The organism is Streptomyces griseus, assembly GCF_900460065.1.
GTDB classification, from domain to species: Bacteria; Actinomycetota; Actinomycetes; order Streptomycetales; family Streptomycetaceae; genus Streptomyces; species Streptomyces griseus.
This window is the reverse complement of record NZ_UAVD01000029.1, coordinates 210,429-224,384: the sequence shown is the minus strand read 5'-3', so window position 1 is coordinate 224,384 and position 13,956 is coordinate 210,429. Positions and strand designations below refer to the sequence as shown.

Annotated in this window: 4 protein-coding genes; all 4 read right to left on the bottom strand. The window is 72.5% G+C overall.

The genetic code is table 11. The features are described from left to right. Positions 1-14 precede the first annotated feature (14 nt). Genes DTB53_RS20850 through DTB53_RS20835 form a run of 4 tightly spaced genes read right to left on the bottom strand, consistent with a single transcriptional unit; the run spans position 15 to position 13,930 of the window. Positions 15-1,070 carry an MDR family NADP-dependent oxidoreductase gene (locus DTB53_RS20850; RefSeq protein WP_003964703.1) on the bottom strand — a complete coding sequence of 352 codons (1,056 nt, stop codon included), beginning with the start codon at positions 1,068-1,070 and terminating at the stop codon, positions 15-17. Continuing rightward, positions 1,067-2,734 carry a phytoene desaturase family protein gene (locus tag DTB53_RS20845; RefSeq protein ID WP_202476267.1) on the bottom strand — a complete coding sequence of 556 codons (1,668 nt, stop codon included), beginning with the start codon at positions 2,732-2,734 and terminating at the stop codon, positions 1,067-1,069. Before DTB53_RS20845 ends, DTB53_RS20850 begins: the two co-directional genes overlap by 4 nt. A gap of 53 nt (positions 2,735-2,787) precedes the next feature. After that, positions 2,788-4,470, bottom strand: a complete 1,683-nt coding sequence (locus DTB53_RS20840; protein ID WP_012378088.1) for a phytoene desaturase family protein — start codon at positions 4,468-4,470, stop codon at positions 2,788-2,790. Further along, positions 4,460-13,930, bottom strand: coding sequence for a non-ribosomal peptide synthetase/type I polyketide synthase (locus tag DTB53_RS20835; protein ID WP_012378089.1), 9,471 nt, complete (start codon positions 13,928-13,930; stop codon positions 4,460-4,462). The genes DTB53_RS20840 and DTB53_RS20835 overlap by 11 nt, the downstream gene beginning before the upstream one ends. Between the last annotated feature and the right edge of the window lie 26 nt (positions 13,931-13,956).

Genomic DNA, 13,956 nt, shown 5'->3' with positions numbered 1-13,956 from the left:
AGGGCGGGTCGCGTTCAGAGTTCGACGAGTACCTTGCCCCGGTTGGCCGCCCGGTCGCCGTAGAGGCTGCCGTAGGCGGCGGGGATCGCGTCGAAGCCGTGGTGCAGGGTGTGGTCGCAGACGACCTCGCCGCGTCGGACGCGGCCGCCCAGCTCGGTGTGGAGGTCCTGCCAGTTCTGTTCGGTGAACCATTCCAGGGAGAAGATGCCGCGGACGGTGGCGCGGGGAAACATCAGGTAGGGCAGGAGCCGGGGACCGGTGGCCTCGTTGCCGACCTGGGTCGCCCACTGCCAGCACACCGCCACCTGGCTCCCGATGTTGAGCAGGGGGAACACGGCGTCGGTGACCGCGCCGCCGAGGTTGTCGAAGTAGCGGTCGACGCCGTCGGGCGCGGCCCGGACGAGTGCGTCGCCGACGGTGTCCGCACCGTCCCCGTGGCGGTAGACGATCACGGCGTCGAACCCGAGCCCGGTGAGGTAGTCCGCCTTCTCCGGGGAGGAGGTGGTGCCGATCACCCGGGCCCCGGCGAGCGCGGCGAGCTGCCCGACCAGGGCGCCCACCGGCCCGGAGGCCCCGCTGATGACGAGGGTCTCGCCGGGGCTGATCGTCATGTACTTGGTCAGGGTCCCCCAGGCCGTCATGCCGGGGCCGCCCATCACGCTGAGGGCGGTCGGGAGCGGCAGGGCGTCGTCGTACCACCGGGGGTCCAGCCTGCGGTAGGCGGGGAAGACCATGGGGAACGTGCCGGTCTGCCAGAGTTCGGGGACGCCGGTGGAGACCACATGGGTGCGCCAGCCCCCGAAGCCCTGGACGAGGTCGCCGACGCGGTGGGCGGCGCGCGGTCCCGCCTCCACCACCTCCATGATCGAGTCGGCGCCCATGTGCCGGCCGATCGGGGTGTCGAGGGCGATGCCCTGGAGGTAGGGGTCGACGGAGACGTACAGGGTGCGCAGGAGCATCTCGTCGGGGGCGAGCCTCACGTCGACGTTCTCGACGATCTTCTCGTAGACGCGGTCCACGTCGGGGACTCCTTCGACGTGTTCGCGGACCACCCATTTCGCGATCTTCATGACTTCCTCTCCGTCGGTGCGGCGGGACGAACGGGCACGGGGATGACCCGGTGGGTCGGTGGCGGTGCGGTGCGGTCGAGCGACGCGGTGAAGGGCTTGCCGTCGTCGCGGCAGACGAACTGCATGACGTGGCGTCCGGCGGCGGCGGCCCGGATGAGTCCGCCGGTGGTGGCCCAGACGCCCGACTGGTAGAAGTCGCGCAGTCCGGGGAGGCCCGGACCGTGCTTCTTGATCAGCTCCTCCAGGGTCTCGCCGCTCTCGACGAAGGGCTGCCAGCCCAGCACGGTCCCGTCGTAGTTGCCGGTGTAGCGGACCTGGGTGAGGGGGCTGGAGACGTCCCGGACGACGATCGCGTCCCGCAGTCCGGGGTGGCGCTCCTCCAGGAAGCCGATGAGTGCCTCGCGGGCCCGCCGTTTCGCGGCGTAGTAGCCGCGCCCGTGGCGTACGGGCAGGGTGTGCAGCTCCTGGCCGCCGCGGGTGCGGGTGATCTGTTCGGGGCCCTCGTCCAGGGCTCGCCAGGGGGCGATGTCGCAGAAGTAGGTGGCGTAGACGACGGTGGTGCCGTCCGGGGAAAGCTCGGGGTAGTGGCGGCTGCGGAACTGGACGTTGATGCTGGGGTGGCGGATGCCGGTCAGCTCCGCGGCCGTCGCCCCGTCGAGGAGGTGGGTGGTGCAGGGGTCTCCCTCCGGGAAGGGGCGGGAGAGGCCGAGGAAGAGGGTGAAGTAGCCGGGGAAGACCATGCCGGGTTCGTGGATGGTCTCGGTGTAGAGCTTGCGGTAGTCCTCGCCCAGGTACTCGCCCTCCAGGAACTTCATGGTCGTGGTGTAGCCGTCGCAGGCCGACACGACGATGTCGGCGCGCATCTCCCGGCCGTCGCTGAGGCGGACGCCCACCGCCCGGTCGTCCTCGACGATCACCGTCTCGACCTTGGTGTTGTAGGAGACCTCGCCGCCGAGCCGGCGGTAGCGGGCCTCGATCGACTCGGCGAGGCCGAGGGAGCCGCCCTCGGGGACCCCGGCGGAGAGGTTGGCGTGCGAGGCGAGCTGGAAGTGGAAGGGCAGGACGGGGAAGGCCGGGTGCTTCTCGTACAGGATGAAGTTGAACGCCTCCTGGAGGAGGGGGTCCTTGAACTTCTGGGAGAAGTCGCTCATCAGGACGGTGATCGTGGTGCGGACGGCGTTGAAGTACGGCAGGAACGAGGCGAGCATCCGCCACCGCTCCCGGCGTCCCATCAGTCCGACGGGCTTGAGGAAGGGGTAGACCGCCAGCGCCTTGCGGAAGCTGCGGAGCTGGGCGCAGAACTTCCGTACGAGGCGGGCGTCGGCGGGTGAGATGTCGATGAGGTGGGCTTCGAGCCGGTCGGGGTCGGAGTAGAAGTGGACGGCCCGGCCGTCCGTGCCGCGCACGATGTTGAAGACGTCGAAGTGCCGGATTTCCTTGCCCTGGAGGGCGCCGAGCTCCAGCCAGATCTGGTGCATCTCGTTGCCGGGGCCGCTGCCCAGGAGCCAGCTGACGCAGGCGTCCAGGGTGAACCCGCCGCGCTCCCAGGCGGTGCAGCAGCCGCCGGGGATCTCGTGCATCTCCAGGATGCGGGTGCGGTAGCCGTTCATCTGGGCGTAGCAGCCGGTGGAGAGCCCGCCGAGACCGGCCCCGATGATGATCATCGTCTCCCGGGGCCGGCGGGCGCCCCCGGGCCGGGTCCCTGTCCTGTCGCCGCTCACGCTTCCTCGCTCTCCCGTGCGGACCACCGGTCGAGCTGGGGCAGGTGCCCCAGCTTCCCCGGATGCCAGGGTTCGGCGCCCTTGCTCTCCCAGGCCCGGAACTCCAGGCCCAGGTCGCGGCAGAGGTACTGGACCGCGAAGCGGCCGGTGGAGGCGGCGCGGATCAGGCCGCCCATGCCGACCCACTGTCCGGCCATGGAGAAGTTGCTCAGTCCCGGCAGCCGCATCCGGTCCTTGCCGACGAGGCGTGCCGCGACGTCGTCGGCGTCGGAGAACGCCTTCCAGGCGAGGATGGAGCCGCCGAGGTTGCCCGTGTAGCGGTGGGTCGTGGCCGGTGTGGCGACCTCGACGATGTCGATGCGCTCCGCGATGCCCGGGGTGCGGCGCTCCAGGAAGTCCCGGACGAAGTCGGCGACTTCGCGCTTGCGCCGGCGGTACTCCTTGCGGTCCCTGGTGCGGAGGTTCTTCCAGTGGGCGTAGTCGCTGAAGTAGGTGCAGTGCAGGACGGAGTGGCCCGGCGGTGCGAAGCCGCCGGAGTAGCGGGAGCGTGCCTGCACGACGATGCTGTCCTGGAGGGCGCCCGGGAGGTGGGCCGCGTCCTCCGGGCCGAGGAGGTGCGTGGTGCTGTGCGCCTCCTCGGGTTCCAGGTCGCCGCGCAGGCCGACGAAGGCGGAGACGACGGCGGGGAAGAGGGTGCCGGGGCGGTGCAGCAGGTCGGTGTAGAGCTTGTCGATCCGGGGGCCGGTGTACCGGCCGCCCAGGAGCCCGTAGACGGTGGTGTGGCCGTCGCAGGCGGAGACCACGTGCTCGGCGAAGTACTGCTTGCCGTTGCGGAGTTCGATGCCGATCGCCCGGTCGTCCTCGACCAGGATCCGTTCGGTGCGGGCCCGGTAGGTGACCGTTCCGCCCAGGCTCCTGTAGCGCTCCTCGACGGAGCGGGCGAGGCCGAGCGAACCGCCCTGGGGGAAGCCCGCGTTGCCGTGGTGGGCGGCCGCCATGTTGAAGAGGTACGGCAGCATCGGGAAGCCCTCGGGGTCCTGGAAGAAGATGTTGCGGAACGCCCTGCGCAGCAACGGGTCCTGGAACCGGTCGGCGAACACGTGCATCGGGGTGGCGGCGGTCCGCCAGAACAGCCGGAAGGCGGGGAGCACCGTGCGCAGGGTCCGGGCCCGCTCCCCCACGGTCCGGAGCGCGGGCGCGGTCAGGAACGGGTACAGCTCGATGTCGATGAAGCGCCGCAGGTCCCGGGTGAAGGCGCGGATGAGCGGGGCGTCGGCGGGTGAGACCTCCAGGAGGTGGGCCTCCAGCCGGTCGGGGTCGTTGTAGAACGTCACCGACCTGCCCGAGGCGTCCTCGACCTTGTTGAACAGTTCGAAGTTGGTGACGGTCTTGCCGTCGAACGCGCCGAGCTCGCTCCACACCTGGTGGGCGTCGTTGCCCGGGGCGGTGCCGATGAGCCATTCGATGCAGTAGTCGAAGAGGTAGCCGTCGCGGGACCAGGCGGTGCAGCAGCCACCGGGCAGCACGTGCTTCTCGAAGATGCGAGTCCTGGCCCCGCTCATCTGCGCGTACACACCGGTGGCGAGGCCGGCCACGCCCGCGCCGACGACGATGACGCGGGGCGGGGTCCCCGGGGCGCGTTCCCTGCTGGTCCAGTCGGTGGGGTCGTCATCCGCCATGGGCCGCGTCTCCCCCCAGGACGGAGCGCACCAGCTCCGCGTTGCGGGGCAGGTGCTTGGCGTCGAGCATGTCGGCGTGGACACCGGAGCCGCGCAGTACGGCGGTGGCTCCGGTGGAGCTGCCGTGCCAGGTGCCGTGCTCCCCGGCGGCGTAGAGGGCGGTCTTCTCCTCGTCGGTGATCACGCTGACGGTCGCGGCGACCGTGCCCGTGTTGGGGGTGCGCCCGCAGAAGGCGAGGTATTCGGCCGCGTGGGCGAGCGTCTCGTGGGCGACGGCCTCGGAGCCGGTGTGCTTGCGTACGTGGTCGGCGAGTTCGCTCTCGAAGGCGGCGATGCCCGAGGCGTCCGGCTCGTACGCGGCGAGGATGCGGCGGGAGTCGAGGATGACGACGTGGGCGACGTCCCGGCCGCGCCGCTCCAGCTCCTTGGCCGTCTCGAAGGCGAGGTTGCCGCCGAGGGAGTAGCCCAGGAGCAGGTAGGGGCCGTCGGGCCGGTCCGCCTCGATCAGGTCGGCGTACCGGCTGACCTTGTCGTCGCCGGGGAGGTAGTTGAAGCCGGTGACGGAGTAGTCGGGGAGCTGGGCGGCCAGCCCGCGGTAGACGAGCCCGTGGCCGCCCGCGGGCGGGAAGCAGAAGAGGGCGGGGGCCTGTCCGGCGTTGAAGGTGAGGCGGGGCAGTTCGTCGGCGGTGGTGCCGAGCAGGACGTCCTCCACGGTGGCGGCCATCCCGTGCAACGTGGTGACCTGGTAGAGCCTGCTGACGGGCACGCCCACGCCGAACTCGGTGCGCAGGTGGTGGAGGAGTTCGATGAGCTTGATGGAGCTGCCGCCGAGTTCGAAGAAGTCGTCCTCCAGGCCGACGTGTTCGCGTCCCAGGAGGGTCTTCCAGTGGCGGGCGACGCTGATCTCGTACAGCGTCACGGGCTCCTCGTGCGGCCGGTCCCCGGCCTCCGCCCGCGGGGCGGGCAGGGCGGCCGTGTCGACCTTGCCGTTGGCCGTCAGCGGCAGGGCGGGCAGCTCGGTGAAGTGCGAAGGGATCATGTACGAGGGCAGTGAGCGCGCCAGGTGGCGGCGCAGGGCCCGGACGTCCAGGGCCGCGCCGGGCTCGGGGACGCAGTAGGCGCAGAGCGCCGCGTCTCCCCCGGTGTCGGTGCGTACGGTGACGACGGCCCGGGCGAGCGGGGGCCACTGGGCGAGCTGCGCCTCGATCTCGCCGATCTCGATGCGGTGGCCGCGCAGTTTGACCTGTCCGTCGGTGCGGCCGAGCAGGTGGACCCGGCCCTGTGCGTCCCAGCGGGCGATGTCGCCGGTGCGGTACAGCCGTTCGGGCCGGGCGCCGACTCCCCGGCCGAGCGCCCGGGTGACGAAGCGCTCCTCGGTCTGCTCGGGGTCTCCGGCGTATCCGAGGGCGACGCCGTCGCCGCCGATCCAGAGTTCGCCGGGCACGCCGGGCGGGACGGGTTCGCCGTGGGCGTCGAGGACGTGGAGGGTGCTGTTGGGCAGGGGCCGGCCGATGGGGACCATCGCGCCGGCCTCCAGGTCGTCGACGGGCCCCTCGAAGAACGCGCTGTCGATGGTGGCCTCGGTGAGGCCGTAGGAGTTGACCAGGCGGGTGCCGGGTCCGCAGAGCTCGGCCAGCCGGCGGTACTCCCCCACGCTCCAGGCGTCCGAGCCGACCACCAGCAGCCGCAGGAAGTCCAGCCGCAGCCCTTCCCGCGTGCAGTGGTCCATCAGGCCGCGGACGACGGCGGGGACGAACTCGGCGCAGTCGACGCGTTCCTGACGCATCGTGCGATAGAGCCGGGTGGTGTCGAAGAGGAGGTCGCGGTCGGCCAGGACGAGGGTGCCGCCCGAGCACAGGGCGCGCACCAGGTCGCCGGTGAACACGTCGAAGGACGGTTCGGCCATCTGGAGGTGGGTGCGGACGTCGGTGTCCAGCCGGTACTCCTGGCGCCACGCGGCGTGGGCGGAGGCGAGGTTGCGGTGGCTGACGCGGACGGCCTTGGGGCGGCCGGTGGATCCGGAGGTGGTGATGACGTACGCGGGCGAGTCGGGGCCGGGCGCGGCGGCCGGTCCTTCCGGGTGCGGTTCGGTGCGTTCGAGCGCGGCGAGGCCGAGCGTCGGGACGGTCAGGGCTCCGGTCTGCTCCGGTGCGGCGTCGTCCGCGACGAGGACGAGTGCCGCGCCGGTGGCCGTCACGAGGTGGGCGAGCCGGTCGGCGGGCTGGTCGGGCCGGAGCGGGAGGTAGGCGGCGCCCGCCCTGAGCACGCCGAGCAGGGCGGCGATCAGCTCGGGCGACTTGTCGAGGCACAGGACGACCACCGAGCCCTCGCCGATGCCGAGGGCCCGCAGCCGGGCGGCGGTGCCGGTGGCCCGCCGGTCCAGTTCGGCGTAGGTCAGCCGGCGCGCCTCTCCGTGCGCGGTGGGCAGGGTGACGGCGACGGCCGCGGGGTGTTCGGCGGCGACGCGGCCGATCAGCGTCTGGACCGGGGTGAACGGCTCCTCACCGGGCCCGGCGGGCGGCAGGGCCGGTCGGCTCCACTCCTCGACGAGCCGTTCGCGCTCCCTCTCGCCGAGCATCTCCAGCCGTGAGGAGGGCTGCTCGCCCGGCACCCGGGTCATCCGGTCGAGGAGCCGGGTGTAGTGGGCGGCCATGCGGCGCATGGTCTCGGGGAGGAAGAGGTCGGTGTTGTACTTGAACACGCAGTGGAAGCGGCCCTCGGCCTCGTCCTCGTAGGCGGACAGTGTTATGTCGAACTGCCCTTCCTCCTCCGGTAGTTCGATGTACTCCAGGCGGTAGCCGTACTGTTCGGTGGCCACCTTGTGGGTGAGGAGGATGAACATGGCCTGGAAGACGGCGGAGCGGCTGGGGTCGTGCTGGAGGCCCAGCTCCTCGACGAGCAGGACGAAGGGGTACTCCTGGTTGTCCAGGCCGCCGAGCACGGTCCGGCGGACCTGTTGGAGCAGTTCGGCGACGGTCGGGTCCTCGGACAGGTCGGCGTGCAGGGGCAGCGGGTTGACGAAGTAGCCGTAGACGGAGGAGAAGTCCTGCCGGGTGCGGCCGGTGACCGGGCTGCCGACGACGATGTGGTCCTGTCCGGAGTAGCGGTGCAGCAGGAGGTAGTACGCGCTGAGCAGCACCATGAACGGCGTGACGCCGTGGGCGCGGGCCAGGGCGTGGACCCGGGCGCTGAGGGCGTCGTCCAGGACGAAGAACTCGGAGGCCCCGTTGTGGGTCTGAACCGCCGGGCGCGGTTTGTCCACGGGCAGGTCCAGGAGCGGCACCTCGGCCGGCAGGTGGGAGCGCCAGTAGTCGAGCATGCCCGCCGCCGCGGGTCCGGCGAGGAAGGCGTTCTGCTGGTTGAGGAAGTCGAGGTAGCGGGCCTCGACCGGGGGGAGCCGGTGTTCCTGGTTGCGGCGCAACGCCTCGTAGACGGCGAGGAGTTCCTCGATGAAGGTGAAGGTGGAGATGGCGTCGGAGACGATGTGGTGGACGGCCTTCATGATGATCCAGCGGTCCGGGCCCCGCTTGAAGAGTCGGAAGCGGACCAGGGGGTCCCGGGCGAGGTCGTAGGGTTTGCGGTACTCCTGGACGATCGTGGCGTGGATGGATTCCCAGTCCTCCCCCTGGACGTCGAAGAGGGCGAGGTCCGTGGCGGGGTTCTCGGAGACCCGCTGCACTGCCTGCCCGTCCACCAGGAGGAAGTTGGTGCGGAGCGCGGGGTGCCGGGCGATGAGCCGGCGGACGGCCTCGAACATCAGGTCCGGTTCGAGCGTGACGTTCACCTCGACGGCCCCGCCGATGTTGTACGCGTATCCGTCGGGGTTGAGGTGCTTGAGGAACCAGAGCGCCTTCTGGTTCTGCGTCAGCGGGTACTGCCCCTCGTCGTGGTGGAGCTCCACCATCCCTGGGGCCCCGTCGGGGGTGTCGGTCGAGGCCAGGGCGGTGAGGCCGTCGTGGAGCTGGGCGGCGAGTTCCCCGGCCGGGGTGCCGCTGAGCAGGGCCACCACGGGGAGGGCGACGCCGAGTTCGGCGTGGATCCGGGCCCGGAGCTCCATGGCGAGGAGCGAGTCGAGGCCGAGCTCACCGAGTCCGGTGGCGGGGTCGATGCGGTCGGTGCCGGTGCGCAGCACGGTGGCCGAGAGCGCGGCGAACCGCTCGCCGACCAGGGTGCGGCGGGTCTCCTCGTCGGCGGCGCGGAAGGTGTCGAGGAATCCGTTGCCGGAGGCGGCGTCGGCCGGCGGGGCGGCGGCCGCGGCGAGCTCGGCGACCAGCGGCGGCGGGGAGGGGTACCAGGCGAGGAAGACGGGCCAGTCGACGACGGTGGCGACGACCAGTTGGGCGTGGTCCTGGCCGAGGACGCGTTCCAGGACGGCCATGCCGGCCTCCGGGGACAGGGAGCTCATGCCGCGGCTGTGCAGGTAGTGGTCGACCAGGCCGAGTTCCTCGATCATCCCGGTGGCCCAGGGGCCCCAGTCCAGGCTGAGCGCGGGCAGGTGCCGGGCGCGGCGGTGGTGGGCGAGGGCGTCGAGGAAGGCGTTGCCCGCGGCGTAGTTGGTCTGGCCCGCCGTGGTCAGCAGCGAGGCGATCGAGGCGAAGAGGACGAAGTGTTCGAGGGGTTCGTCCCGCAGGTGCCGGTGCAGGAGGTGCGCGCCGACGGTCTTGGGGTCGTGGACGGCGTCGAAGGCGGCCCGGTCCAGATCGGCGACGAGGGTGTCACGGACCTGTCCCGCGAGGTGGAACACCCCGCGTACGGGTGGCGCCCCGCTGCGCCGGTGGGCGTCGAGCCAGCCGGTCAGGGCGTCCTCGTCGGTGATGTCGAGGGTCGCGAGGACGGGCTGCGCGCCGAGCGCCTCCAGTTCGCGGAGCAGGGCCACGGCCCGGCCCTCGGCGGTGGCGGGGTCGGTACCGGCCCATTTCTCGCGGGCCGGGACGGGGGTGCGCCCGACCAGGATGATCCGGCGGGCCCCCCGGCGTACGAGGGTGCGGCACAGCAGTCGGCCGAGCGCGCCGAACGCGCCGGTGACCAGATAGCTGCCGTCGGCGCGCAGGCGGGGCGGCAGCGGGCGGGTCAGCTCCCGCGCCGGGCGCAGGCGGCTGGTGCGGCGGCCTCCGTCGCGCAGGGCGATCTCCTCCTCGTCGTCGCTGAGGACTTCGCCGAGGAGCGCCGCGGCCTCGGCCAGGTCGCCGTCGGGGCCCGGCTGCCGCCGGGGGTCGAGGTCGATGAGTTTGCCGGGGTGTTCGGTCAGTTCCTGGTGCCGCAGCACGCGGCCGATGCCCCAGGCGGGTGCGCCGAGGGGTTCGGGCCCCTCGCCGGGCAGGGCGGGTTGGGCGCCGCGGGTGACGATGTGCAGTCGGCCTCCGGTACCCCGGGCGGAGAGGAGCCGGGCGAGGGCGATCAGTGAGTACGCTCCCGCGCCGGTGTGGTCGGTCAGGGAGGCCCGGTCGCACGTGGCGAGGGCGGGCGCGTCCAGGTTCCACAGGTGCAGGACGGCCCCTCGGAAGGGGCCCCCGTCGCGGTCCAGGTCGGCGAGGAGCCGGCGCAGATCGGCGTCGGACGCGGGGTCGACGGTGAAGGCGGCGCCGTCGGCGGACGCGGTGTAGGCCGCGCCCCGGCGCACCAGCCGGCAGCGTTCGCCCCGGGCGGCGGCCAGGGCGGCGAAGGCGTCGGCGGTGCCCCCGTTGTCGGCGAGGACCAGCCAGTCGTGGTCCCGGGCCGCTGTCGCGGGCGCCGGCCGGGGTCCGGTGGTGCTCCCCGTCGGCTCGCCGCGTACGTCGCGGTCGTCGGCGTTCACCGGCGCGGCGCCGGTGTCCCCGGCGGGCAAGGGCGGGCAGTCGGTCCAGACGGGTTCGGCGAGCCAGGAGTCGATCGTGGTCCGGGCGACGGCGGTGGCCGCCTTCTCGACGTCGGCGGCGCGGAAGCCCAGGACGCGGCCGAGTGGCTCCCCGTCGTCGGCGTACAGGGCGAGGTTGCCGAGGGTGGTGCCGGCGTCGCCGGGGAGCAGGGTGGCGTGGGCCCAGAACGGCTGGTCGCCGATGGGTTCGAGGGCGACCTCGTCCAGGGAGAGCGGCAGCCTGATCCCGGTGTCCGGGGCGGCGTCCTCGGGGGTCGGCGGGATCAGCGGGGTCAGGAGCGTCTGGAAGCAGGCGTCGAGGAGGACGGGGTGGAGGTGGTGGCCGGCGGCGGCGTCGCCGATCGCCCGGGGCGGGCGGATCCGGGCGAGGACCTCCCCGGCGCCGATCCAGACCTCCTCGATGGCCTGGAAGGCGGGGCCGTAGTGGTAGCCGAGGGCGGCCAGCGCGGTGTAGCAGTCGGGGCCTCGGAGGTGCCGCGAGGACCTGGCGCGGAGCGCGGGGGCGTCCAGCGGCGGGGCGGTGCGGCGGCGTTGGCCGGTGCGGACGATCCCGCTCGCGTGCACGGCGCGTTCGCCGTCGTCCCCGGTCGGGGACGCGATGGTGAAGGCGGCGTTCTCCAGGGAGAGCGACAGCTCCACGGTCCGGTCCTCGCCGTCGGGCAGGAAGAGGGCCTTGCGCAGATCGATGTCGGCGAGGACGGCGGTGGTGCCGCCGGTGAGCCGCAGGACGGCCTGGGCGGCCATCTCCAGGTAGCCGGCGGCGGGGAAGACCACGGTGTCCTGGATGCGGTGGTCGGCGAGGTACGGCAGGTCCTCGGTGTCCAGGCGGGCCTGCCAGGTGGGCTCCGTACGGTCGGTGCGGCGGCCCAGCAGGGGGTGGTCGCGGTGGCCGAGCCGGACCTGTGCGACCGGCCGGGGTTCGGTCCAGTGCCGGTCGCGCCGGAAGGGGTGGCGGGGCAGGGTGACCGGCCGGCCGGCCGGCTGGAGGACGTTCCAGTCGATGGCGACGCCCAGGTTGTGGAGCGAGCCGAGGGAGGCGGCGAAGCGCTCGCCCTCGTTCTCCCGGCGGCGGATCGAGGGCAGGGTGAGTCCGCTCGTCCCGCCCGCTTCGAGGCATTCTCCGATGGAGTGGCCGAGGACGGGGTGCGGGCCGATCTCCAGGAACACCCGGTGGCCGTCGGCGGCGACGCGGTCGACGGCGGAGCGGAAGCGCACCCGGTCGCGGACGTTCTTCCACCAGTAGGCGGCGTCCAGTTCCTCGCCCCGGGCGGTCCCCTCGGCACCCGTCAGGTAGAGCGGGACCTGGGCGGTGCGCGGTTCCAACGGTGCCAGTTCGATGAGCAGTTCCTCCTTGATCCGCTCCATGACGACGCTGTGGTAGGGCACTTCGACCGTGAGGAACTTCGCGAACTGCTGCTCGGCCCGCAACTCCTCGGCCAGCAGGGTCAGCGCGGCCTCGTCCCCGGCGAGGGTGATCGCGGTGGGGCTGTTGACGGCGGCGATGGAGACCCGGTCGCTGTAGGGGCGCACCCGGCGCTCGGCCTCGTCCTCCGAGAGGCTGACGGCGAGCATGGCGCCGGTGCCCGCCAGGGTCTGCTGGAGGCGGCTGCGGTGCACGACGACCCTGGCCGCGTCCCGCAGGGAGTAGACGCCCGCCGCGTGGAAGGCGGCGATCTCACCGGTGCTGTGGCCGACCACGGCGTCCGGACGCACCCCGTGGGACCGCCAGAGGGCCGCCAGGCCGACCTGTACGGCGAAGTTCGCGGGCTGGGCCAGCCAGGTCTCCGCCATCCGGGAGACCGGCTCGTCGGCGGTCATCTCCTCGATGAGGGACCAGTCGGCGAACTCCCGCATCGCCCGGTCGCACGCGGCGACGGCGTCACGGAAGACCGGTTCCTCCTCCAGGAGTTGGCGGCCCATGCCCCACCACTGGGGACCCATGCCGGTGAAGACCCACACCAGCCGCCGGTCCGCGGCGTCCCGGGCGCGGCCGTGGACGACCCGGGGGTGGGCGTCGCCGCGCGCGTGGGCGGCGAGGGCCTCGTCGAGGGAGGCGCGCGAGGTGTAGGCGACGGACAGCCGCTCGGGAAGGTGCTGGCGGCGGTGGGCCAGGGTGTGGCCGAGGTCGTCGAGGGTCACGGCCGGGCCGTTCGCGCCCGCCAGTTCGCTCCGGATCCCGGCCGCCATCTCCTTCAGGGCGTCGGGGTTGCGGGCGCTGAGGGGCAGGATGCTCCAGCGTCGGCCGGCGGACGCTCCGGACGTGACGGGGCGGGTGTCCGGCAGGGGCCCGGGGGCCTCCTCCAGGACGACGTGGGCGTTGGTGCCGCCGAAGCCGAAGGAGTTGACCCCGGCGCGGGCGGGCCCTTCGTGCTCGGGCCAGGGGGTGGGCCGGGTGGGGATCTCGTAGGGGAGGGCCGCCGGGTCGATGGCGGGATTGAGGTTCTCCAGGTTGATGTGGGGCGGGATCGTGCGGTGTTCGATGCTCAGGACGGTCTTGATCAGCCCGGCGATCCCGGCGGCGGATTCGGTGTGGCCGATGTTGGTCTTGACCGAGCCGACGTAGGCGCGGGCGCCCGGGGCGCGTCCGACGGCGAGCGCGCGTGCCAGGGCGTTCGCCTCGATGGGGTCGCCGACCGGGGTCGAGGTGCCGTGCGCCTCCATGTACTGGAGGTCGCCGGGGGTGATGCCCGCCTCCGCGCAGACCCGGCGGATGAGGTCGACCTGGGCGTCGGCGTTGGGCACGGTGATGCCGTTGGTGTGCCCGTCCTGGTTGACGCCGCTGCCGGCGATCACCGCGTGGATCCGGTCCCCGTCCCGTACGGCGTCGTCCAGTCGCTTGAGCGCCACCAGGCCGACGCCTTCGGCCCGTACGTAGCCGTCGGCGGCGGCGTCGAACGTACGGGAGCGCCCCTCGGGCGACAGGAACCCGCCCTTCGTCTCCGCGACGGTGTACTGCGGGGCCATGTGCAGCAGGGTGCCGCCGGCCAGCGCGAGGTCGCTCTCCCCGTTGTTCAGTGCCTGGCAGGCCAGGTGGACGGCGACCAGGGAGGAGCTGCACGCGGTGTCGATGGAGAGGCTGGGGCCGCGGAAGTCGAAGCAGTACGAGATGCGGTTCGACACCATCGTCATCATGGTGCCGGTCGCGGTGTGGGCGGCCAGCGAGGTGAAGCCCAGGTCGGCGAATTGCAGGATCTTGTAGTCCAGGGTGAACGCGCCGACGTAGACGGCGACGTTGCCGCCGGCGAGGTCCCCGGGCCGCTGACCGCCGTCCTCCAGGGCCTCCCACGCCACTTCGAGCAGCTTGCGCTGCTGGGGATCCATGTGGTCGGCCTCACGGGGGCTGATACCGAAGAACGCGGGGTCGAACTCGTCGAACCCGTCGATGTATCCGCCGCGTCCGCCGACGAGACGCCCGGGTTTGTCGCGGAACCGGCTGCCGAGCGTGCTGACGTCGTACCGGTCGGGCGGTGTGGGCGTGATGCAGTCCTTGCCCTCCACCAGATTGCGCCAGTAGGTGCGGTGGTCCGATGCGCCGCCGGGCAGGCGGCAGCCCATCCCGATGATCGCCACCTTGTTCCGTAACGCCCGGTTGTTCGCGTCGGCCATGCCGAACTCCTCAAGTCGTGGTGGAG